This is a genomic window from Acetomicrobium sp. (assembly GCF_059026225.1).
This window is the reverse complement of the sequence record NZ_JBWQOQ010000008.1, coordinates 120,001-142,345: the sequence shown is the minus strand read 5'-3', so window position 1 is coordinate 142,345 and position 22,345 is coordinate 120,001. Positions and strand designations below refer to the sequence as shown.

The window sequence follows — 22,345 nt, the reverse complement described above, 5'->3', positions numbered from 1 at the left end:
TAAATAGATAGACCTAAACTATCACCTTTAATGATCAATAGAACCTAACAAGGATATAATCTCCTCAGTCTCGAACTCATTGCAAATGCTCGATATGGCAAGCTCTATCGGATCGTCGGTTTCATAGGGAATGAAAAAGCGACGATAACCAAATTTTTCAGCAAAATAGGATAGTGATGGGGTAGCTTTGGCGTCAACGTTCTTCGCAAGTTCTTGAACAAAATGTTCCAAAAAATTTTTGTCGTCAAAAAAAGGATTACTGCTTATTAAAGCAATTGCTTTGTATTTCCCCAAAGGCATTTCCCTATCCCAAAGGTCGCAAAAACAAACGCCAACCTTGATTTCGTCCATTTCCTTAACAAAACGCGAGACAAATTTTTCCATCGCCTTAGAAAAGGAAAAAATCACTACAAAACCCAGGGGGAAAGATATGCTTCTTCCCGGATCTATGGTCTTATCATAAGAAACGACTCCAACTTCTCCATATCGCATTCCGCTTAAATAAATAAGCTCGCTTTCAAGGTCCATCGCATAAGTCGCAACGTCTTGCAACAATCGATCTGCCCCGCCTACGAACGATACCGGTTTATAGTCAAGCCCATATGGAGTCCATATTGGCACTTCAAAGCTCACAATTCTATCCCAATGAGGTAGTCCCATCATATTTTCTCCCTTTATCCTCCCGACTTTTCAAAAGCTCACTAACCTGCACTATTAATTGTTCTATCTCTGGCTTGGTAATATGGCCATCTGCACCCACGCTCTGCGCCTTTCTTTTAATGTCATCAGCCATAATTGAAGAAAAGACAATCACGGGTATGTTACGCAAACACTCATCTTCTTTGATTCTTTTAGTTAAGCTTAAACCATCCATCTTTGGCATTTCAATATCGGTTATAACCAAATCGAAAGCTCCATCCTCATCACATAACCTGTCCCAAGCCGCCTTGCCATGTGATACCACTTCTACGTTGTGAAAACCTCCTTTACCCAGTACGTCCTGAATCATCTTTCTTATCAAAGGAGAGTCCTCGACAACCAATATTCTATATTGATCAGGATCGCCCAACTCGGAAATAACACTTTGTATCTTAGCCGAATCCATCTGGTATTGGTCTGCAAGTTGAGGATTTACTACTTGTACTATCCTTTCAAAATCCAGCAATAATATGTTTCTATCGTCCCTTTTAATTACATATAAAACGTTTTCTCCCAAAAAAGTGCCGGTTAAGGTTGCATCTAGCTCTTCTGAGTGTATGCGATAAATTCTTTCTACGCCGTCCACTACGAATCCTAATTTCATCTGATTAAACTCCGTGACGATCACTTTGCTCTGTTCTTTGGAAACCGTAGGCGTAATATTCAAATAAATGCGAAGGTCAATTAAAGGTATGACCTCTCCTCGAACAGTGGTAATACCCAGCATTGCCGGATGCGACTGAGGAACGGGGCGGACTCCGGTCCACCGCAAAATTTCTCTCGTTTTATCAACGTTTATGGCAAAACTTTGATCTCCCAAGGTAAAAACGACCACTTGCCATTCGTTAGTGCCAACTTCCGTGATGATACGATCTTCTCGCATTTTTCCACCTCCTTACTATCGACCTCTTTAGCATCTGTCTGCAAGTCCGGTGATCTCCTTAAACCATTTTAGCACCGGAGCGCTCATCATGTCCTCGTGCATCCGCCATCGCCAATTTCCTTCCCTGCTAGCAGGCTTATTCATTCTAGAGCTGGAATCTAACCCCAGTATATCTTGAAAAGGAATAATTACCAATTTCGCAACAGAAAGCTCAACCAAACGAATCATGTCCCTGGATACGGAACTTACATCCGTTTTGCGACCTAAGTAAAGAGCCAAATTCCTTATAGCCTGAGGTGAAGCTTCCTCTGAATACCAACCTGCCACGGTATTATTATCATGTGTTCCGGTATATGCGACACAATTTTCCTTGTAGTAGAAGGGTATATGTATGTTACCTTTAGGATTTCCCATTCCAAAAAGTAAAACTCTCATTCCGGGAATATCATGATCATCCATAAATTGACGTACATCATCCGTTATATCCCCGAGGTCCTCTGCTATTATCGGAAGATCTCCCAAACGATTTTTTAAGACGGCAAACATCCTTTCTGCCGGACCTTTAACCCATCTTCCATTGACAGCAGTGGATTCATAGAACGGTATTGCCCAATAAGCCACTAATCCTCTAAAATGATCTATTCTAACCATGTCGTATAGGCTAAAAGCATGTTCGAGCCTTTTTATCCACCATTCAAATCCTCGTTCTTCTATTATTTCCCAATCATACAAGGGGTTACCCCAATATTGCCCTGTTGTGCTGAAATAATCGGGAGGAACACCCGAGACTTCAAGCGGCATTCCCTCGTCATCTAGGCAAAACATCTCTTGGTTCGCCCATACATCAGCACTATCGTGCGCTACGTACAAAGGCATATCCCCAAATATGCCAATCCCTCGAGACTTTGCATAATGATGCAGCTTGCCCCACTGATCATAAAAGACGTATTGAACAAACTTTTCTTTATTTATATAATCAGCAAACTTTTCTTTAGCCATATCAACGGCTCCAGGTTCTTTCATTCTCAAATCTTGTGGCCACATGTACCAAGGAAGGCGATAATAAGATTTAAGAGCTTGGTACAATGCATAATCCTCTAGCCACCACTCGTTTGTTTTGCAAAAGAGTTGAAACTCGTCGCTTGGGAAGAAGCAATCATACGCTTTTTGTAATAGTTTTTTGCGAACGCTCGAAGCGCGCTTAAAATCGGCATCTGGGCTACCGAATTTTGAGGGGAGGTCATCGTTACACAAATAACCCTCCTCAACCAACATCTCAAGGCTTACGAGCAAAGAGTTGCCAGCAAAGGCAGAAGTTGAGTTATATGGAGAAAAATCATAAATTTCCTCCGTTGGATTTAATGGTAAAATTTGCCAAACCGACTGGCCATGCGCCCATAACAAATCAACAAAGCGATACCCCATCGGCCCCATGTCCCCAATGCCCCAACCGGATGGCAATGATGTCAAATGAAGTAATATCCCACTTTTCCTGTGAACCATAAAATCATATTCCGTCCTGTTTGCGATATTTTTCATCATTTGGTAAAATGATATACCAAAATATCTGACTTGTTAGTATAATGTTTTCGAGTTCTTGGTGTCAATTTACGCTTTCTTTAAAAAACAATTCTCACGTAAGGAGGTTTACGTAATGCCAGTAAAAAAATATGTTACTATCGATGGCAACGAAGCCACAGCATCAGTCGCGTATAGGCTATCTGAAGTTGCTGCAATATACCCCATAACACCTTCTTCTCCGATGGGCGAGTATGCTGATGAATGGGCTGCGAAGGGTGACCCCAATGTATGGGGCTTCGTCCCAAAGATCGTCGAATTACAGAGTGAAGGAGGAGCTTCTGGTTCTCTTCACGGAGCACTTCAAGGAGGAGCACTTGCCACGACGTTTACTGCATCTCAAGGATTACTCTTAATGATCCCCAATATGTACAAAATTGCAGGAGAGTTGACATCCGCTACCATGCATGTCTCAGCAAGAACCCTCGCTACCCATGCACTTTCCATATTTGGAGATCATAGCGATGTCATGGCAGTCAGGCAAACAGGATGGGCCCTTCTAGCATCGAATTCGGTGCAAGAGGCACATGACCTTGCAGTTATAGCCACAGCCTCGACACTAAAAAGCAGGGTCCCGTTTCTTCATTTCTTTGACGGCTTTAGAACGTCCCACGAAATCAGTAAAATAGAGTACATTGACGATGACACACTGAGACAGATGATAGACTTTGATTTAGTTCTAGAGCACAGAAAACGTGCACTTTCCCCTGACCGTCCCTTCATCCGCGGCACAGCCCAAAATCCCGACGTTTTCTTCCAATCTAGAGAGGGGTGCAATCCCTATTTCATGGCTTGCCCCAAAATCGTACAGGAAGTGATGGATCAATTTGCGAAGCTAACTGGCAGGCAATATCACTTGTTTGACTACGTGGGCGCACCTGACGCGGAGCGAGTGTTAGTTTTAATGGGCTCAGGCGCCGAAGCGGCCCACGAAACTGTAGAGTACCTCACCGAACATGGAGAAAAGGTTGGTATCATAAAGGTGCGGCTTTACAGACCCTTCTCCATAGAGCATTTCGTAAAAGCTCTTCCCAAAACCACTAAAGCAATTGCTGTACTTGATCGCACTAAAGAACCCGGCAGCTCGGGTGAACCCTTGTACCTCGACGTCGTAAACGCCATATATGAAGCCAAACGTAACGGCAGTCTAAGCCCCGATTTCGATCCGACTGTTATTGGCGGACGATATGGTTTATCTTCCAAGGAATTTACACCGGCCATGGTTAAATCCGTCTTCGATGAGCTAAAGAAATCCAGCCTCAAAGACCATTTTACCGTCGGTATAGAAGATGACGTAGCCGATACAAGCCTGGATGTGGATCCTAGCTTTTCCATAGCAGATCCCGAGTCCACAAGGGCAGTATTTTTTGGCTTGGGCGCGGATGGCACGGTAGGTGCAAATAAAAATTCGATCAAGATAATTGGCGAGGAGACCGATCTTTATGCTCAAGGTTACTTCGTTTACGACTCCAAGAAAGCAGGTGGTTATACCATCTCGCACCTTCGTTTCGGACCAAACCCCATTCGTTCAACTTATCAGATCGATAAAGCCAACTTCGTAGCTTGTCATCAGTTTGCCTTTACAGAAAAGCTAAATATTCTCGATATAGCTGAAGAGGGAGCTATATTCTTGCTCAACACTCCCTACACTGCCGGAGAGGTGTGGGATTATTTGCCACGGACGATGCAGCAGCAAATTATAGACAAGAAACTGCGTTTCTATGTAATAGATGCCTATAGCGTGGCAAGGGAAAAAGGATTAGGCCCTCGCATCAACACTATAATGCAAACATGTTTCTTCTACTTGAGCAGGGTTATTCCTTTTGACCTCGCCATAGAAAAGATAAAAGAAGCGATAGTACAAACCTACGGCAAACGCGGAGAAGCCGTAGTGAACAAAAATATAGCAGCGGTCGATGCTGCTTTAGAACACCTGCACGAGGTCAAGGTGCCTGGCGAAGTGACGAGCAACTTTGACATCAAACCAGCCGTGTCCGATAAAGCTCCGGAATTTGTCAAAGAAGTACTCGGTCCCATGATGGTGCTACAGGGGGATAAGCTTCCTGTGAGCAAGCTTCCAGATGATGGAACCTTCCCCTCGGGAACCTCGAAATGGGAAAAACGCAACATCGCCGTTGAAGTTCCTCAGTGGAACCCGAGTGCATGCATCCAATGCGGTCGTTGTACCTTCATTTGCCCCCATGCCACTATAAGAGCAAAGGTATATGACAAATCATACCTAAACGACGCTCCAGAAGGATGGCAATATGCTGAAGCGAAATGGCCTCAATATAAAGAGCAAGTCTTTACTATTCAAATCGCACCTGAAGATTGCACGGGATGTGGCAGCTGTGTCGCCAATTGTCCGGTAAGCAAAAACGAAGACGTTTCTAAAAATGCACTTACCATGGTGCCTCAAATTGATGTACGCGATAAGGAAATCCCCAAGTGGGATTACTTCCTCTCGCTCCCAGAGATCGACAAGGAAAAGCTAAATACCCAATCGATAAAGGACCTAATGTTGATTCAACCCCTGTTCGAATTCTGCGGAGCCTGCGCTGGATGCGGAGAAGCCCCTTATCTTAAGTTATTAAGCCAATTGTTCGGAGATCGAGTTACGATTGCCAACGCTACTGGTTGTTCATCAATCTACGGTGGCAACCTGCCCACGACGCCATGGACAACAAACAGAGAAAACCGCGGACCTGCCTGGGCTAACTCACTTTTCGAGGACAACGCCGAATTTGGATTTGGCTTGAGGTTAGCACTGAATGCCAGAAACGCCAGGGCAAAGCAGCTTTTAACAGAGCTTGCGAGCGAAATTGGAGATAGATTGGTGCATGACATCTTGAACGCCGATCAAAGCACTGAAGAGGGCATAAAAAATCAGCGGGCAAGAGTGGAGGAGCTCAAGAAAGCACTAAAGAACATTTCAAACATCAAGGCTAAAGAGCTACTACATTTGGCTGACGACCTGGTCGAAAAAAGCGTCTGGATTGTTGGTGGCGACGGATGGGCATATGATATTGGTTATGGCGGCTTAGATCACGTACTTGCTAGCGGCGAGAACGTAAATGTCTTGGTACTCGACACGGAAGTTTACTCTAACACAGGAGGCCAGGCTTCAAAAGCGACGCCTTTAGGAGCATCCGCTAGATTTGCCTCAGCCGGCAAACCCACCGGCAAAAAAGATCTAGCTTTGATGGCAGTAACATACGGCAATATATATGTTGCAAGAATTGCCATGGGTGCCAATCCCACTCAAGCAGTAAAGGCCTTTCACGAAGCCGAATCTTATGAAGGGCCTTCCTTAATCGTGGCTTACTCCCACTGTATAGCCCATGGGTACAACTTAAAACAAGGCGCAGAACACCAAAAAATGGCCGTTGATTCGGGACAGTGGATCCTTTTCAGGTATGACCCGAGGTTAAAAGAGGAAGGAAAGGCCTTCCAGCTAGATTGCAAAGAGCCGACTTTGCCTCTAAGGGATTACATGCTTTCTGAAACAAGATTTGCAATGCTTCACAGAGACTTCCCAGAAAGGGCGGAGTTGCTCATGAAGGAGGCCGAGAAATTTAACCAGGAGCGCTGGGCCTTGTATAAAGGCTTAGCCGAAGTGCTTAATAAGAAGTAAGCCGTCGCATCGCATGCGATAAGCTTAATGAAGACAAGCATAATAAAAGAGAGAGATTAATCTCTCTCTTTTATTATGCTTGAAAACTCCAACGCTTCTTTATAATTCATTCCACAATATGGTATATTTATAATCGCACCAAAAAGAAATCTTGAAAGGAGAGTGACAGAGAAATGGCAAAAGGCACCTACAGTTACATTAAATGGTTTGAAGAACTCAAAAAAGAAGACATCCCATCCGTCGGGGGCAAGGGAGCCAACCTTGGAGAAATGACCAACCACGGTATTCCTGTACCGCCAGGTTTTTGTGTATTAGCAAAGGCCTATAAAGATTTCGTAACCCAGTCTAATATCAACAAAGTAATTGAAGACTTAGTCTCTAAGATTAATTTTGAAGACGCCAATGACCTTGAAGAAAAAACGGCTAAAATACGCAACCTCATTGTGGAGACAGATATGCCTGTTCAAATCGAAAGAGACATCTTGCAAGCTTACGCTGAGTTGGCAGAACTTGTTAATTTGAACGAACCTGAGGTAGCAGTTAGAAGCTCTGCTACCGCAGAAGATCTTCCCGATGCTTCCTTTGCCGGACAGCAAGACACTTACTTGCACATAAAAGGTAAGGAAAACCTTTTAAAGAACATAAAGAAATGTTGGGCCTCTCTTTGGACATCTAGGGCTACTTATTATCGCCACGTTAAAGGCTTCGATCACATGAGCGTTCTTCTCAGTGTAGTGGTTCAAATAATGGTAAACGCCTCTAAATCTGGAGTGATGTTTACGATTAATCCAATCAATAACGATCCCAACGAAATTATGATCAATGCAAGCTGGGGCTTGGGCGAGGCTGTAGTATCTGGAGCTGTCACCCCCGATGAATATATCGTCGATAAAAATACTTTAACCATAAAAGAGAAAAGGATCGCTAAAAAGACTGTTATGGTTGTAAGGGAAGCTTCTGAAATCGGGACAACTAAAGTTAAGGTAAAAGACATATTAGGTCCCGGAGCTATTTCAGAACCCTGTCTAACCGACGATGAAGTCAAGAAAATCGCTAGTATGGGAAAGAAGATAGAAAGCATTTACAAATTTCCTCAAGACATAGAATGGGCTATAGACAGAGATACAGGTGAACTTTACATACTTCAATCAAGACCTGTTACGACCTTTACGCCTCAAGAGGAAAGGGAACTAGTGACGCTTGAGGCAAAATCAGAACCCGAGGTCTTGGTTAAAGGTCTAGCGGCTTCCCCTGGAATAGCCGTGGGCAAAGTTAAAATAATACGTAGCATTAATGAGTTAGATCGCGTTCAAGAAGGAGATGTCTTAGTAACAGCTATGACTAATCCAGATATGGTTCCTGTGATGAAAAAAGCCGTAGCGGTCATTACAGATGAGGGCGGAAGGACATGCCATGCAGCTATAGTATCCAGGGAATTTGGGATACCCTGCATAGTTGGCACACAAAACGCCACTTCCGTGTTAGAGGATGGCATGGTAGTTACGGTCGATGCTACGAGGGGCGTAGTATATAAGGGCGATAGGTTGATTCAATTACAAGGAGAAAAACCCAAGGCAATTGCCCAGGTAGGCGGAGCAACCGAGCAAAAAATAAGAGAAATAGTGGAACATTGGAGTCCCATAACGGGCACGAAAATTTACATGAACCTAGGAGAACCTGGATTAATAGACAAATATAAAGATCTTCCCTTCGACGGCATTGGCCTGATGAGAACCGAATTCATCTTCACCGATATGATCGGCATACACCCAATGTACCTGGTCAAACAAAATCAAGGAGATATATTGATCAATAGAATGGCTGAAGGAATTGCCCAAGTCGCACAGGCTATATATCCAAGACCTGTAGTGGTTCGTTTTAGTGATTTCAGGACCAACGAGTTCAGGGGATTAGAAGGCGGAGATGAGGTTGAACCCATTGAAAACAACCCCATGATAGGTTGGAGAGGGGTATCTAGGTATATATCACCTGAATACGAAGAGGGGTTCAGGCTGGAATGTCGGGCTATTCGCAAAGTCAGGGAAGAATTCGGCCTAACGAATGCCTGGGTTATGCTACCCTTCGTCAGAAACCTATGGGAATTGGACAGGGTTAAAAGTATTATGACCTCTGAAGGCCTGGTCCAAGGAGGCGCGCTTAAAATATGGATAATGGCTGAAGTGCCTTCAGTTGTTATGCTGGCGGAAGAATTTGCTCAAAAAGTCGATGGGATAAGCATAGGAAGCAATGACTTGACCCAGCTTACCTTGGGAGTAGACAGGGATTCAGGAATACTTAACCGAATGGGTTACTTTGACGAACAGGATCCAGCAGTATTAAAAGCCATCGAGATACTTATCGCAGCAACGCACAAATATGGTAAAACGTGCTCTATATGTGGTCAAGCACCATCTGTGTATCCTGGGTTTGCCGAATTTTTAGTTCGAAAGGGTATCGACAGTATCTCCGTAAACCCCGACACTGTTGCTTACACTAGAAGACTGGTAGCCTCAGTTGAACAAAGACTGATGCTTGAGAGAGCTCTTGACAAATAATCCCATTAAGTTAAGACATGGCATATGGAAAGGAAGGGTTCTTATCTTTTTGTCATGTCTTTCCGTGTTTTAATCGAGGGGGGAATCAATATGACGATACTAAAGCAGTCAAGCGAAGGCGTGACGCGCGAAAACATGAAGGGCGGTTCTGGCAAAGCTACTTTTTACTACGTTCCTATCCCCGACGATGATGGGGCTATTACAATGGCCTCTCGCATAGAATTGGAACCCAGCGCATCCATAGGTTTTCACGAACATTCAGACGACGAAGAAGTATACGCCATAGTATCGGGCAAAGGCGTTTTCACAGATGGCACAACAGAAACGGAAGTGAACCCTGGCGATATACTTTTAACGCGCAAAGGGATGTCGCACAGCTTGAAAAATACCGGAAATTCTAAGTTGGTGTTTTTCGCTGTCATAGCCAAAAAATAAAATACTCCATTATTATCGAGGTGCTTTTGCTCGACAAGAAACTATGCCAAAAATTTTGGAAAAGGCATTAAATAACATATCTTAGGGGGTTAGATTGGAATTTAGCCCCCTTATTTTCATACTGCTGAAGGCCGATCTTGAATTTTAAGATTAACCAGTTTGATATTCTTTGGACAAGGCATTCCATTTCGGAACTCCAATAAAATCGGTGAATTTCTCAACATGTTCTATTAACATAAGGGTGAAACAACGCAATGAGCAAAATAACATATGTAAACTTGAGTAAAACAATAGCCCATGCTTTGAGGCATGCGCCTGAAAGGTATGGTTTAATTTTGGATGAGAAGGGTTGGGTCAGCATTAATAAACTACTAGAGGGATTAAAGAATCACTCTAGAATGTTTAAAAATGTATCCATACATGATCTTGAAGAGATTATAAAAGAATCTCCCAAAAAACGGTTTGAAATAAAAAATGGAAAAATCAGAGCAATCTATGGCCATTCTGTACGATATAGGATAGAACAACAACCTAAAATGCCCCCAAAATTTTTATATCACGGCACAACACCTAAGGCGGCAGAAAACATTTTACGAAGGGCCCCAAAACCAATGGGCAGGCAATATGTACATCTTTCCATTGATGTTGAATCTGCATACACTGTAGGACGGCGTAGAACAAAAAATCCGACAATCTTAAAAGTCTTTGCACAAGAGTCTTATAAAGCAGGGATTAAATTTTATGAAGAAAATGACGGCATATGGTTAAGTGATGCTATACCGGCCGAGTTCATCGAGAAATTATAACAATAAACAAAGATTCTATGCCAAAAAGAATCTTATTGGCCTCCATGTTTCCCTATGCATCTTAAGCCGTCTTACTTCTTCCTTACAATATGACAATATGGAACTTGAGGCATTTATTTTTATACTTCAATCGTTTTCCAGTATTCTGAATTGTATCTTGCATAGATGAAAATTGAGCGGAAAAGCTGGTCTAGGAGCTGGGCCATCCAGGCGCCCATTAGCCCAAATCCCATGCTAATAAATATCTTTGCGAACACAACTCGGATGCACCAAATCCCGATCATGGTAGAAAACAGGGGCCAGACTGTATCTCCAGCACCTCGTAGCGCACCCGCCAGAATAAACTGGGTGGACTGTAAGGGTTGCATGATGGCAACTATCTTCAGGGCTCCGGCAGCCATGAGCGCGACCTCCGGGTCGTCGGTATATATATTGGCGATTTGTTTGCCGAAAAAGAAAAACAAGGTAGCAATAGAAGCGGCTACCATCATACCCAAGCGACGCGTTTCCAATCCGCATTTTTCGGCAATATCAGGCCTGTTGGCACCAAGGCTTTGGCCTACCAATGTTGTTGCAGCTATACTAAAGGCTTGGCTCGGAGCAAAGGAAAGACCGACAACATTTAGAGCTATTTGATGAGCGGCAAACACTGTAGTACCAAGGCTCGCTGTAGTACGGGCAAATTCCACCTGGCCCGTCCTCAACGCTAACTGCTCCACTCCGGAGGGTAGGCCTATCTTTAACATGCGCTTCATGAGGTCAACATCGATCAATCTTTTTGGCGGAGCAGGAAGAGAAAACAGAGAATTGGGGCGAAAAACGGTATAAAGCGCCATAATCATCGCCAACCCGCGGGAAATTGTGGTGGATAGAGCGGCACCTGTTACACCTAAAGCAGGAAATCCGAGCTTTCCGTAAATTAACATGTAATTGCCAAACACGTTTATAAAGTTGGCTAATAGATTATATCTCATAGGGCTCGCTGTATCACCAGCACCACGCAATGCAGCGCTTACACCCATGGTAACGGCAACGAAAAAAGCGCCCGACGACACAATGGAAAAATAGGACTTAGCCAAAGGAATTACATCAGGCTCTGCCCCCATGAAGGTAACCACCCTATGAGCACAAACAAACCCTATTATGCTGGTTATGATGCCCAGCAACATAGCAAGGATAATAGTTTGTTTCAGTACCAAATAGGATGATTGACGATCACCTGTGCCCATAAAACGAGCAACTAGAGCCATGGTACCCACATTTAACGCCTGGAATACCGCGAGGATGAGCATCATAGGTTGATTACTTATTCCTACCGCTGCCAATGATGCTGTACTGACATTGCCCACCATAACCATGTCTACCATTCCAAAGAGAGTTGCTAATAAGAGCTCTATCAAAGAAGGGAGTGCAAGGGTCCAAATATGTTTGTTCACTGCTTTTATATTTAGTTCTTCGCCATCGAACAAACTAGCAAGGCTAGTTGACTCTTTCTCGACATTCATTGTCTAAGCCCACCTTCTAATTCTATTAAATATTGTAGCACGGGTCGCTGTGTTAAGACGAAAATTGATAAACGTAACGCTAACCGCCTGCTCACCCATTCAAGTGGTCAAAAAATAAACGAGGGCAAGCAATTTACTCTTGCCCTCGTTTATCGAGCTAAACTTGACCTCAAAAAGGCAAAAGACAGATTCTCTGATGCTAACCGAGTATCGCCTTTAAATCCTCTTGAGGCGTTGTAATGGGCTTTAAGCCAAGATTTTCGCTCAGGTAAGAGATGACTTTTGGTTTCAGGAACGCGGGGAGAGTTGGTCCAAGCCGCATATTTTTGACACCAAGCGCAATCAGGGACAATAAAATGCAAACTGCTTTTTGTTCATACCACGATAGAATTAACGAAAGTGGAAGGTCATTTATATCAGTGTCAAAGGCATTAGCAAGAGCTTTGGCCACCACTATGGCCGAATAAGCGTCATTGCACTGCCCCATATCAAGCAACCTGGGGATGCCTTCTATTTCGCCGAATTCAAGTTTGTTAAAACGATACTTGCCACATGCTAAGGTCAATATTAGACAATCCTCTGGCACGCTTTTAGCTAGATCGGTATAGTAATTTCTTCCAGGCTTCGCTCCATCGCATCCGCCGATCAAAAAGAAATGGCGAATTTTACCCCTCTTTACCAGATCTACGATCTTATCTGCTACAGATAGGACCGTACTCCTTGCAAAGCCTATGGTGATGAATTGTTCAGGAGCATCTTGGGCATAGCCGGGCTGAGCTTGAGCAGCCTCTATAACGGGAGAAAAGTCCTTGTCAGGTCCGATATGACGCACCCCGGGCCATGCGACAAGGCCGGTCGTGAAAATCCTGTCCTTGTAGGAATCCTTGGGCTTTTGAATGCAGTTAGTCGTCATCAGGATTGCACCGGGGAATTCGTCAAATTCGTTCCTCTGATTCTGCCAGGCGCTTCCATAATTACCGACGAGGTGGGAATATTTCTTAAGACCAGGATAGGCCAAACAGGGCAACATTTCTCCATGAGTATATACGTTTATACCTTTCCCCTCGGTTTGCTTTAAAAGTAGGTCCAAATCCCTCAAGTCATGTCCTGAAACGACTATGGCCTTTCCTTTTACGGGAGTTACTCTTGCTTTACTTGGTTCCGGGTGACCGTAAGCATCGGTATTTGCTGCATCAAGCAGCTCCATCACCTTTAAATTAAAATGGCCCGCCTCAATGGCTTTCCCCAGCAATTCCTCCTCGGTAAAACTTTCTTTGGAAAGAAAATTGAGAAATGCGTGAAACCCCCCATAAATTTCATCGCTTCTCTTGTTCAAAATTTGTGCATGATCAGCATAAGATGCGCTCCCCTTTAAACCAAAGAGGATTAAATCATGAAGTCCACCAATGACCTCGCCAAATTTTTTAGCGCGTGATTCAGGCGTTACCTGTTCGCCTTGAGATATCAAACCGGTTCTGTCCTTTGCAAGTTCAAAGATAGCCGGCCCGCTCAATGTTTCAGGAGTTAACCCATTAGCTTTGGCTGCATTTTCATACAGTTTACGCGCCTTATATCTCATATTTTCTGCCCTTCGAATCATTTGTTCCATGCGCTCTTCGTCGAAGTTTACGTTTGTTACGGTCGTAAATAAAGCTTCAACGACGAATGAGTCTACTTCTGGGTCCGAAGCTTCAAGGGAACGGGCACGATGGGCGTACATTGATATTCCCTTCGTGATGTGAATAAGCAAATCTTGAAGATCTGACACCTCAGGGCTCTTGCCACAGACTCCAAAATTCGTGCAACCGCTACCTTGTGCTGTCTGTTCGCACTGATAACAAAACATATCAATATCCCTCCTTTTTGTTCGATTTATCGTAAAAATCGGCATCGTCCAACTTGGGACAACCGATGAACAGCGCACTTTTGCCGCCTTTAAGAAAAGCCTGCCGAAAGCCCGGGATAGCAAAACCCATACAATCCGCCGCCAAGACAATAGGCGCTCCTTGCAAGTAAGGCGCATCCTTCGTGACATGTACTTGCACAAAGGCCACAACCATCACATTAGCTTTCGTCAATTCTTATTATCCGCCGCAACACTTTTTGTTTCATTAATCTCACTTCCTGTTAAATCAGCCAATGTCATGCTTGACATATACCTCACAAACTCATTGTTAATATTTTTCAGCATCGAACCGAATATGCATGATCCAAAGGGACAATTGTCTTGTTGGAGCAAACAATAGTCCGATTGAGGCGAGCCTTCTATCGCCTCATAAATCTCAAAAAGGGTTATCTTTGAAGCAGGAAGAGCTAATTCAACCCCTCCTGTCGGGCCCCGCGAGGAGTTCACCAATCCAGCTTTTACCAATCTTTGAAAGACCTTCGCCGCATGTGTTTCAGATGCAGACATCATCTCTGAGAGCTCCCCTATGCTCATTTTTCTGCCACGTAAAGCAAGTAGTCCCATTCCGTGTAATGCAATTGAGACAGCTTGTGAGATTTGTACCACTCCGTCCTTCATTTTCCTACTCTCCTTTCAATACAAGAATTATGGTACCTAAATACCTATTTGTCAAGAAAAAAATTTTAATATCTCTATGTCAATTAGTTGCAAATTCTAACGCTTCAGGTTGAGTAAAACCACATCATAGCCTCTTCCTTCCATGCCAACGTGAGAAAGGGCAAAATCATACCTCAATGGATCGTCCGGGCGTATAGTCTTAAAAGCTTCAGTAAGTTCCAGTGCAGCCTTTACGTCAGGCGTAGATCTTTTAATCCACCCCAATTCCTTGCCAATTTTCCACATGTGAACATCCAAAGGCACCACAAGGTTCGAGGGGGTTTCAACAGTCCAGCCCCCTGGATCTACATTGTCGCTCCTCACCATCCACTTCACGAAAAGTCTAAGCCTTTTGCACGGACTTTTTTTGCTGAGATCGGGAACCAGAGCGCTTATATCGCAAAATGATTCACTCCTGAAAGCTGTGGCAAAGCCAGCCAAGGGATCTTTGTGCTTATTCATGCACGATTCATAAAGGCCTTCTAATGAGCCATATCGCTCTATCAAAGTTTTGCAGGAATATAAGAGACCAGCAATCTCACATCCGCCAACCCATCTATGCTTAAAACCATCAAGTCTAGCCATCAAGGTTTCTGCTGACGTCTTTGCTACGAAGCCCACTGGATCGTCTCCTAGTATGGATATGATTTTTCCGACCGAGTCTATTATCTGAGAAACCCTCCCAAAGACTAACGAAGACGAAACTATGCCTACATTTTCCCTGGCGCGAATATCATTGAAGCAATGCAAAAACCTAACGGGGTCTTCTTGAGCCTTGCTTAAATTGTTATACTTTTCATACAAACTTTCTAAAAACTTAAAAGCGGACAATTTTGTATTGGTCCTCCTATTTCAAATCAGTTATGCCGACAAACAAGCGGAGGAACGCTTTACTTGTTGGCGCTCCTCCGCCATCGAAATTTAAACTACGCCTTGTTAAAGACAAAGGTTGGTGCGTTCTTTGGGGATTTCCCTCCCTTTATTAAGCGATAGTTAGCGTATGTCAGGACTGTACCGCTTTTTATGGTCTCTGCAGATACCACCTCGGCAATAAATAATTTATGCGTATAGACAGGAATTATATCTATTACTTTTGCCTCGATAACGGCAAGGGCATGGTCTAATACCAGAGGCACTCCAGTATCGCCAACTTTATATTGGCATTGGCGCATCTTGTCTATTTGACGTCCGCATTTAAAGCCAAATGTCCCTATAAAGGTCATTGGTGTTTCCTCTTCAAGCACCGAAACACCAAAGGCCCTTCCCTTTTCAACCAACTCTGTAGTTAAGTTATCCCTATGCAGAGCTGCTACTAAGCATATCGGCTCTGCCGTGACTTGCATCAAAGCATTGGCAATTTGGCCATTCATTTTCCCACCATAAGCCCCGGTAACTACATAAAGCCCATAACTAATGGTGAAAAGGGCTTGTAAGTCTATCTTATCCGCACTCATGACCCTTCCCCCCTCCTGACATAGATCAATCTTCCATGACAGCTAAACTTAATCTAACATGAATAAAGCGCTAGGCGAGTCGCCACGAAGATTGCACTGCAACCTCGCTAGATTCTTGAATTCATTTTATGAATGTCTTCCATTATGCTCCTTGCAGAAACTAGACCACTGGCTGAAGCCTGTATGACACCCCTGGTCACTCCCGCGCCGTCGCCAGCAGCATATAAGCCCTTGACCGAGGTTTCCAACCTTTCATTTAAAGAAAGCTTCAGGCTATAAAATTTTACTTCAATGCCATACAGCAAGGTATACTTGTCGTTTACATGAGGAATGATCGATTCTAACGCCTCAAGCATTTCCAGGATGTCCTTTAAATGCCTGTAGGGAAGAGCGAAAGAAAGATCTCCGGGTTCGGCTTCAGCTAGCGTCGGCTTTACTAATCCCCTCTCTATCCTTGAGCGAGTTGAACGCCTACCTAACTTCAGGTCACCCAAACGCTGAACTAAGACGGTGCCACCTAACATATTGGCAAGCCTTGCTATATGAACACCATAACCATTTGGATCATGAAAAGGTTCAGTAAATTCAGTACTTACAAGTATGGCAAAATTTGTGTTGTCAGTTTTTTTGTCCCTATAACTATGGCCGTTTACAGTAACTACACCTCCATCGGATTGAAATTCAGTCACAACTTCTCCGTGAGGACACATGCAAAAGGTGCGAACTTGGTCGTCAAATGTTGGGGAGTTATATATGGCCTTTACTTCATAAAACTGCTCCGTCAATTCTTCGGCTAACTCTGCCGGGATTTCAACCCTCACGCCCACATCAACAGGTAAAGAATCAACGGAAAGTCCGAGTTCCTTGCTTGTTCGTTCCATCCAAGGAGCTCCTTCCCTTCCAGGAGCAAGCAACACATACTTTGAGTTCAGCATTTCGCCGCTTGCAAGCTCTACTCCTTTTACCCTTCCATCTTCGACCATGATGCGCTTTACTTCCGTATTCATCAATATGTGAACTTTATCGCGCAACTTATAGTATATGTTGCGGAGAACTTCTATCGTACGATCGGTTCCTATATGGCGTATTCTCGCTGGAATCACCTGTAAACCCGCGGTACGAGCTTTTTTGATAACCTTCGATGCGAACTCCGGATCAGGCTCATAAAGAGGAGCAGAGTCAGCTCCATATTCTTTCCATATCGAATCGGCTTCATCGAGCAAGCTCAGAAGTCTTTCTTTGCCAACGTAGTTCTCGAGGTTTCCTCCAAAATGAGGAGTCAACGTTAATTTGCCGTCGCTGAAAGCACCGGCTCCACCCCATCCGCACATCAAACTACAGGAATTGCAATGAGCGCATACGCGGGCCTCTCCCGTCTTTAACGGGCATTTTCGTTCTTCGAGGGGTTTCCCCTTATCAACCAAAGCGACTCTAACGCCTGCTTCTGCTAATTTGAGGGTGCCAAAAAGACCAGCCGGACCTGCCCCTACTACGATTACATCATAAACGTCACTCACACTCATCCCTCCATCTATGTAGCGAAAGAAAAGATTTCTTAACGCTTTAGATTGTCTTTAAAAAGAGGAGGATGAAAATATCCTCTGATAATGATAAAGTATATAAGAAAAATATGCGATATAAAAAGTTTACGGGGGTGAAGGAAGTGTCCGATTTAGCTGCTAAATGTGCTGACATGATCAAAGAAACTAAAAAAATCTGCCTACTTTCCGGTGCAGGTATTTCTACCAATGCGGGCATTCCTGATTTTAGAGGTCCAAAGGGATTATACCATACAGCAGGCATAGAAAATCCCGAAAGGATATTCGATATATCTTATTTTTACCGTGATCCATCCCTTTTTTACAGATTTCACAGGGAGTTTTTAAAGGCGTTAGAGCGAGTAAAACCAACATTCGCACATCAGTTTTTCGCCAAGCTGGAAGAAAAGGGGAAATTAATTGGGATCATTACACAGAACATAGATTCTCTTCACCAAAGAGCTGGGTCTAAAAAAGTTTACGAGATACATGGAGGCGTGTGGGAAAGCTATTGCATCAAATGTGGCAAGCGATATGACTATGAAGAAGGTGTCAAAAAGACCTTTGAGGAAGATATTCCTCATTGTGACGACTGTGGAGGTGTGATAAAACCGGATATCGTGTTTTTTGGCGAACCTGTTAAATACCTGGACAAATGTATCCAACTCGCAAGAGAAAGCGATTTATTTTTTGTGGTGGGCTCTTCCCTCGTAGTAACCCCCGCAGCCTTAATACCATCTGAGTGCAGGGGCTCTATTGTAGTGGTAAATAAAGGAGAATTTTCCACCGCTTATTTACCCATGAGTAGGGTGAGCTTAATTGTAGATGAAGACATCGATATCTTTTTCAAAGCAGTAAATGAACATCTCATGCTTCTTTGAAGGCAAGCCCAACCCGAGGTCAATGCTTCGATCAACTGAAATTATTTTGACACTTGCTGCAAATGCCATATACCAAAAGTTGCTTGCCTTCAACATGGTACCCACGAGGGACTTCGATGAAAGGCAATTTGCATTCTTTTAGACACTCCATACGACCACATTCAAGACAATAAAAGTGCGGATGATCTCCAGGACATCCTGGTTGGTCTGTCTCGTGAAGGCAAAAATACCAACAGCTATCCACTCCGAGGACTTTGTGTACCAAGCCTGCTTCTACAAGAGCATTAAGGGTTCTGTATAAGGTAACTCGGTTAATTTCCTTTAAACGCTCGTCTGCTTGTAGTTCGCCATGGGATACTGGACAACCAGCTTTCATCAGCACTTCGCAAACGAGAATTCTTGCCTTGGTCGGTCTTAATCCAAATAGCTTCAATGTAGCTTTTATGTCTTCTCTTATGTCTTTAGAATTCAAATCTTCACCCCAAAAGAACAATTTGGAAAGGTACAATTTTTACAACGCCTACATAAACCTCCAACGCCAAAACGACGAATTTCTTCAAGCGTTGGAATCAAACCAGCAAATATCCTTGGCAAAATTAAGTCCAGGCTGGTCCATTCATCATGAACAACACACGCAGGAGCACCAATGATCACTTTCTCGCCTTTTAGGCCCAGCATGAGCATTGATCCAGGTAAAACAGGGATTCCCTTAAATTTTATCTCATCGCATACTTCTGATATCGCTCGCGGAGAGTTGTCGTCGGCATCCACGCTCATACCTCCAGTACAAATGACTATATCGGCACCTCTATTTAAAAAATCACGAATCGCCACTGAAATTTCCTCTGATTCATCTCCCACGATATTTTGTCCCACTACATTTCCACCAAAATAAGCCACCTTTTTTTCAAGCTTTGGCCTAAAAGCGTCTTCGATTACTCCCGCTTTAATTTCTCTTCCGGTTGTCACAAGGCCAACCTTAAGAGGGTTAAAACCTTTTACTTCAAATCGGGCTGATATCTTTATTGCCCTCTCAAGTTGAGCTTTTTTTATAGCAAGCGGCAAAATTCTAAAACCAGCCACTAAGTCCCCGGGCCCTATCACCGTATAAGGATTTGCGGTGACTACTACCCAGTCGGGGTCATCGTTTATAAAATGAATTTTATCGGGGTCAAAACAAAGAAGCCCTTTTTTCTCAGAGACCAAATCGCACCTTCCTTCATTAGGTCCCCTTAATTTTAATCCATCACCACGCATAGCTAATCCTAAAGCCAAAGCGGCATCATCTTCATGCACCTCGTCTTCCTCAAGCTCCAAGACCGTCAAGTGCTCTCTTCCCATAGACCTTAGAACACTTATATCCTCTTCCTTGATAACATGGCCTTTCTTAAATCTAGGACCTTTATAGCCACTTTCAACGTCTATCTTCGTTAAGTCGTGGGATAAAATATGGTTTATGGCTTGATCTAGATTTACGATCTTCTTTCGCATTCGATAAAAATCCTCCTAAAATATCTTTTTCAAGGTCCAAGCATTTGCATGACCTTAACGGGCTCGTGTATTTTATAATATTAATACTTGTATATTTTATAATAAATATACATAAAACTGGAGGAGGCAAAAAAAAATGGATCTTGCTATCATTGAGGCCCTGAAGAACTCCATAGAAAAGGGCAAAAAGAGCGTCTTATGCACAGTAATAGACGAACAAGGATCAACTCCTCGAAGTGTCGGCGCAAAAATGCTTGTATGGGAAGATGGTTCCATAGTCGGAACCATAGGAGGAGGCATTCTTGAGCACCACGTCATCCAAGAAGCATTGAAGATGATTCGTGATGGCAAGTCAACAGCCTTATACAGCGAAGAGTTCATGGCTACTGAAGCTTCTGATCCAAAGGCTGCTTGCGGCGGAAAGGCCATCATTTTCCTAGAACTCATAGGCAAAAAGAAGGAACTAATTATCTTTGGCGCTGGACACGTAGGAAAGGCCGTAGCCCGACTTGGAAGTTTTCTAAATTACGCGGTTACGGTATGGGATGAAAGGAAAGAGTTCGCTAACCAGGAAAATATCCCCTGGGCCAGAACAATAGCCTGCCCTCTCGATGAAGCCTTTGAAAAACATTTGACATTTCACGATTTAACGCACATCGTTGTGGTTACAAGAGGACACTCCTTGGATACAGAAGTGGTACAAATGCTAGACGGCAAAAAGACGGCTTATGTAGGGGTTATCGGTTCCAAACGCAAGGTAGCGGTTATGAAGGAAAATCTATCGAAAATGGGGACGTCCCAAGAGCTGATCGATAGCATATTTGCACCCATAGGATTGCCCATAAAGGCAGAAACGCCCGAAGAAATCGCTGTATCAATTATGGCTGAAATCATCGCCGTTGATAATGGAGCTAATGTGCGAGCCCTTCGTCAGCCTCTTGAAGTCTGATCTTTAAAATAGATTCAGCCTTTTTAAGGTCATCCGGCGTATCGATATCCAATGCAACCCCTTCATCATCAACTGGCACCAAAATTCTTTCTTCCGGGGGCGGCATTATATCTTTAAGCGTACAATTGAGCGGGGCACATCGTATGGTTTCAATCATGGGCTCCGGGATCAATAAGGGATGATACCTCTTGTCCTTGTAAACTGGTTGGACTACTTTTAATGGATTTTGCATCAGCAATATCGCCTTAATAGTTTCTGGCTTTACTAGAGGCTGATCTCCAAGCACAATTAGGACATTTCTGGTGTCTTCGGGTAAATGATATATGCCCGCTTTTATGGACGAAAACATCTCATTTTTGTAGTTAGGATTTTCCACGATGTTTAAGCGGGAATCGTATTTTTGTAACCAGCTTCTCATTAAGTCAACATTATATCCAATAACTACTATAACATCTTGAGGGCTAAAGCCAGATGCACGTACTACATTCAACGTCCAAAATATCATGGGCTTGCCCAAGATAGGTCTCAACATTTTCTTGTAATTTAAGCGTCGTCCCTCACCAGCCGCAAGAAGCAACGTCTTTATAGATATGTCTTACACCTCGCCTGTTACTTTAATGTCGCAAATAACAACAAAGCAGGCACATGGCAACGACCTACTCTCCCACGGGTCCCCCCCGCAGTACCATCGGCGCTTGAGGGCTTAACTGCCGGGTTCGGTATGGATCCGGGTGTTTCCCCTCCGCCATGGTCACCATATGCCTGCTTTAAACTCGACTCAAAAACCACAAGGAAAAGAGGAAAAAACTTTTAAGGACAAGGCCTCGGTGTATTAGTACCGGTCAGCTACACCCTTTACAGGGCTTCCACCTCCGGCCTATCTACCCTGTCATCTCCAGGACACCTTACCTGGCTTTCCCAGTGGGGGGTCTCATCTTGAGGTAGGCTTCCCGCTTAGATGCCTTCAGCGGTTATCCTTTCCGAACGTGGCTACCCGGCTCCTGCAGCTGGCGCCACAACCGGTACACCAGAGGTTCGTCCACTCCGGTCCTCTCGTACTAGGAGCAGCTCCTCTCAAACCCCCTACGCCCGTGGTGGATAGGGACCGAACTGTCTCACGACGTTCTAAACCCAGCTCACGTACCGCTTTAATGGGCGAACAGACCAACCCTTGGGACCTGCTACAGCCCCAGGATGCGATGAGCCGACATCGAGGTGCCAATCCCCGCCGTCGATAGGAACTCTCGGGCGGGATCAGCCTGTTATCCCCGGGGTAGCTTTTATCCGTTGAGCGACGGCCCTTCCACTCGGAACCGCCGGATCACTAGGACCCACTTTCGTGCCTGCTCGAGCTGTCGCTCTCGCAGTCAGGCC

At 44.1% G+C, this 22,345-nt stretch carries 19 protein-coding genes and 2 rRNA genes (1 of these 21 cut by a window edge); 6 read left to right on the top strand and 15 right to left on the bottom strand.

Annotation, left to right across the window (positions count from 1 at the left end; genetic code table 11):
• Positions 1-27: 27 nt before the first annotated feature.
• From AC5SXE_RS10435 to malQ, 3 genes are read right to left on the bottom strand one after another with little or no spacing between them, the layout of a single operon-like run.
• On the bottom strand, positions 28-660 hold the full coding sequence (locus AC5SXE_RS10435) for a hypothetical protein (protein WP_493917357.1): 633 nt from the start codon (positions 658-660) through the stop codon (positions 28-30).
• The gene (locus AC5SXE_RS10430; protein WP_303882115.1) at positions 638-1,582 is read right to left on the bottom strand and encodes a chemotaxis protein CheV; all 945 of its coding nucleotides are present in this window, start codon (positions 1,580-1,582) and stop codon (positions 638-640) included. The genes AC5SXE_RS10435 and AC5SXE_RS10430 overlap by 23 nt, the downstream gene beginning before the upstream one ends.
• Positions 1,583-1,609: 27 nt before the next feature.
• Entirely contained in the window at positions 1,610-3,085 is a 1,476-nt protein-coding gene (gene malQ, locus AC5SXE_RS10425; protein WP_493917356.1) for a 4-alpha-glucanotransferase, read from the bottom strand.
• 151 nt (positions 3,086-3,236) lie between these two features.
• Here malQ and nifJ point away from each other — a divergent pair, with 151 nt between their 5' ends.
• The 4 genes from nifJ (at position 3,237) to AC5SXE_RS10405 (ending at position 10,590) form a co-directional block, all read left to right on the top strand.
• Positions 3,237-6,794: a pyruvate:ferredoxin (flavodoxin) oxidoreductase gene (nifJ, locus tag AC5SXE_RS10420; protein WP_310847867.1), complete on the top strand. Its 3,558-nt coding sequence runs from the start codon at positions 3,237-3,239 to the stop codon at positions 6,792-6,794.
• Between the two features lie 173 nt (positions 6,795-6,967).
• Positions 6,968-9,349, top strand: coding sequence for a phosphoenolpyruvate synthase (gene ppsA, locus AC5SXE_RS10415; RefSeq protein ID WP_310847869.1), 2,382 nt, complete (start codon positions 6,968-6,970; stop codon positions 9,347-9,349).
• 90 nt (positions 9,350-9,439) lie between these two features.
• Complete coding sequence (locus tag AC5SXE_RS10410; RefSeq protein WP_310847871.1) at positions 9,440-9,784, top strand: cupin domain-containing protein; 345 nt, start codon at positions 9,440-9,442, stop codon at positions 9,782-9,784.
• Positions 9,785-10,038: 254 nt separating this feature from the next.
• Positions 10,039-10,590, top strand: coding sequence for an RNA 2'-phosphotransferase (locus tag AC5SXE_RS10405; protein WP_310847873.1), 552 nt, complete (start codon positions 10,039-10,041; stop codon positions 10,588-10,590).
• A gap of 119 nt (positions 10,591-10,709) precedes the next feature.
• Here AC5SXE_RS10405 and AC5SXE_RS10400 read toward each other — a convergent pair whose 3' ends face one another.
• The 7 genes from AC5SXE_RS10400 to AC5SXE_RS10370 form a co-directional block, all read right to left on the bottom strand.
• Complete coding sequence (locus AC5SXE_RS10400) at positions 10,710-12,095, bottom strand: MATE family efflux transporter (RefSeq protein WP_310847875.1); 1,386 nt, start codon at positions 12,093-12,095, stop codon at positions 10,710-10,712.
• A gap of 199 nt (positions 12,096-12,294) precedes the next feature.
• Positions 12,295-13,941, bottom strand: coding sequence for a hydroxylamine reductase (hcp, locus tag AC5SXE_RS10395; protein ID WP_310847876.1), 1,647 nt, complete (start codon positions 13,939-13,941; stop codon positions 12,295-12,297).
• A gap of 1 nt (position 13,942) precedes the next feature.
• The gene (locus tag AC5SXE_RS10390) at positions 13,943-14,173 is read right to left on the bottom strand and encodes a hypothetical protein (protein WP_310847877.1); all 231 of its coding nucleotides are present in this window, start codon (positions 14,171-14,173) and stop codon (positions 13,943-13,945) included.
• Entirely contained in the window at positions 14,170-14,619 is a 450-nt protein-coding gene (locus AC5SXE_RS10385; protein ID WP_310847879.1) for an RrF2 family transcriptional regulator, read from the bottom strand. The genes AC5SXE_RS10390 and AC5SXE_RS10385 overlap by 4 nt, the downstream gene beginning before the upstream one ends.
• 96 nt (positions 14,620-14,715) lie before the next feature.
• A complete protein-coding gene (locus AC5SXE_RS10380; RefSeq protein ID WP_493917355.1) occupies positions 14,716-15,489 on the bottom strand; it encodes a TIGR02757 family protein in 774 nt (257 codons plus the stop codon).
• A gap of 95 nt (positions 15,490-15,584) precedes the next feature.
• Positions 15,585-16,112, bottom strand: coding sequence for a flavin reductase family protein (locus AC5SXE_RS10375; RefSeq protein WP_303882128.1), 528 nt, complete (start codon positions 16,110-16,112; stop codon positions 15,585-15,587).
• A gap of 107 nt (positions 16,113-16,219) precedes the next feature.
• A complete protein-coding gene (locus tag AC5SXE_RS10370) occupies positions 16,220-17,635 on the bottom strand; it encodes an NAD(P)/FAD-dependent oxidoreductase (protein ID WP_303882129.1) in 1,416 nt (471 codons plus the stop codon).
• Between the two features lie 140 nt (positions 17,636-17,775).
• Here AC5SXE_RS10370 and AC5SXE_RS10365 point away from each other — a divergent pair, with 140 nt between their 5' ends.
• The gene (locus tag AC5SXE_RS10365; protein ID WP_493917354.1) at positions 17,776-18,531 is read left to right on the top strand and encodes an SIR2 family NAD-dependent protein deacylase; all 756 of its coding nucleotides are present in this window, start codon (positions 17,776-17,778) and stop codon (positions 18,529-18,531) included.
• Positions 18,532-18,562: 31 nt separating this feature from the next.
• Here the strand turns inward: AC5SXE_RS10365 and AC5SXE_RS10360 are convergent, their stop codons facing one another.
• Together AC5SXE_RS10360 and AC5SXE_RS10355 are read right to left on the bottom strand one after the other, a co-directional pair.
• A complete protein-coding gene (locus tag AC5SXE_RS10360) occupies positions 18,563-19,003 on the bottom strand; it encodes a Fur family transcriptional regulator (RefSeq protein WP_310847884.1) in 441 nt (146 codons plus the stop codon).
• Entirely contained in the window at positions 19,000-20,022 is a 1,023-nt protein-coding gene (locus AC5SXE_RS10355) for a molybdopterin-binding protein (protein ID WP_310847886.1), read from the bottom strand. Before AC5SXE_RS10355 ends, AC5SXE_RS10360 begins: the two co-directional genes overlap by 4 nt.
• Positions 20,023-20,158: 136 nt before the next feature.
• Here AC5SXE_RS10355 and AC5SXE_RS10350 point away from each other — a divergent pair, with 136 nt between their 5' ends.
• Positions 20,159-20,971 carry an XdhC family protein gene (locus AC5SXE_RS10350; protein WP_303882139.1) on the top strand — a complete coding sequence of 271 codons (813 nt, stop codon included), beginning with the start codon at positions 20,159-20,161 and terminating at the stop codon, positions 20,969-20,971.
• Here AC5SXE_RS10350 and AC5SXE_RS10345 read toward each other — a convergent pair.
• From AC5SXE_RS10345 to AC5SXE_RS10335, 3 genes are all read right to left on the bottom strand, one after another.
• A complete protein-coding gene (locus AC5SXE_RS10345; RefSeq protein WP_303882141.1) occupies positions 20,934-21,548 on the bottom strand; it encodes a nucleotidyltransferase family protein in 615 nt (204 codons plus the stop codon). The genes AC5SXE_RS10350 and AC5SXE_RS10345 overlap by 38 nt on opposite strands.
• A gap of 66 nt (positions 21,549-21,614) precedes the next feature.
• A 5S ribosomal RNA gene (gene rrf / locus AC5SXE_RS10340) occupies positions 21,615-21,730 on the bottom strand.
• Between the two features lie 53 nt (positions 21,731-21,783).
• Positions 21,784-22,345: ribosomal RNA gene (locus AC5SXE_RS10335) — 23S ribosomal RNA — on the bottom strand (it continues 2,437 nt past the right edge of the window).

Coding starts and splice junctions, on each gene's coding strand:
- hcp (WP_310847876.1), bottom strand. CDS start 13,941: ATGTTTTGTTATCAGTGCGAACAGACAGCACAAGGTAGCGGTTGCACG.
- AC5SXE_RS10355 (WP_310847886.1), bottom strand. CDS start 20,022: ATGCGAAAGAAGATCGTAAATCTAGATCAAGCCATAAACCATATTTTA.
- AC5SXE_RS10350 (WP_303882139.1), top strand. CDS start 20,159: ATGGATCTTGCTATCATTGAGGCCCTGAAGAACTCCATAGAAAAGGGC.
- AC5SXE_RS10370 (WP_303882129.1), bottom strand. CDS start 17,635: ATGAGTGTGAGTGACGTTTATGATGTAATCGTAGTAGGGGCAGGTCCG.
- nifJ (WP_310847867.1), top strand. CDS start 3,237: ATGCCAGTAAAAAAATATGTTACTATCGATGGCAACGAAGCCACAGCA.
- ppsA (WP_310847869.1), top strand. CDS start 6,968: ATGGCAAAAGGCACCTACAGTTACATTAAATGGTTTGAAGAACTCAAA.
- AC5SXE_RS10400 (WP_310847875.1), bottom strand. CDS start 12,095: ATGAATGTCGAGAAAGAGTCAACTAGCCTTGCTAGTTTGTTCGATGGC.
- AC5SXE_RS10430 (WP_303882115.1), bottom strand. CDS start 1,582: ATGCGAGAAGATCGTATCATCACGGAAGTTGGCACTAACGAATGGCAA.
- malQ (WP_493917356.1), bottom strand. CDS start 3,085: ATGGTTCACAGGAAAAGTGGGATATTACTTCATTTGACATCATTGCCA.
- AC5SXE_RS10405 (WP_310847873.1), top strand. CDS start 10,039: ATGAGCAAAATAACATATGTAAACTTGAGTAAAACAATAGCCCATGCT.
- AC5SXE_RS10410 (WP_310847871.1), top strand. CDS start 9,440: ATGACGATACTAAAGCAGTCAAGCGAAGGCGTGACGCGCGAAAACATG.
- AC5SXE_RS10385 (WP_310847879.1), bottom strand. CDS start 14,619: ATGAAGGACGGAGTGGTACAAATCTCACAAGCTGTCTCAATTGCATTA.
- AC5SXE_RS10435 (WP_493917357.1), bottom strand. CDS start 660: ATGGGACTACCTCATTGGGATAGAATTGTGAGCTTTGAAGTGCCAATA.
- AC5SXE_RS10375 (WP_303882128.1), bottom strand. CDS start 16,112: ATGAGTGCGGATAAGATAGACTTACAAGCCCTTTTCACCATTAGTTAT.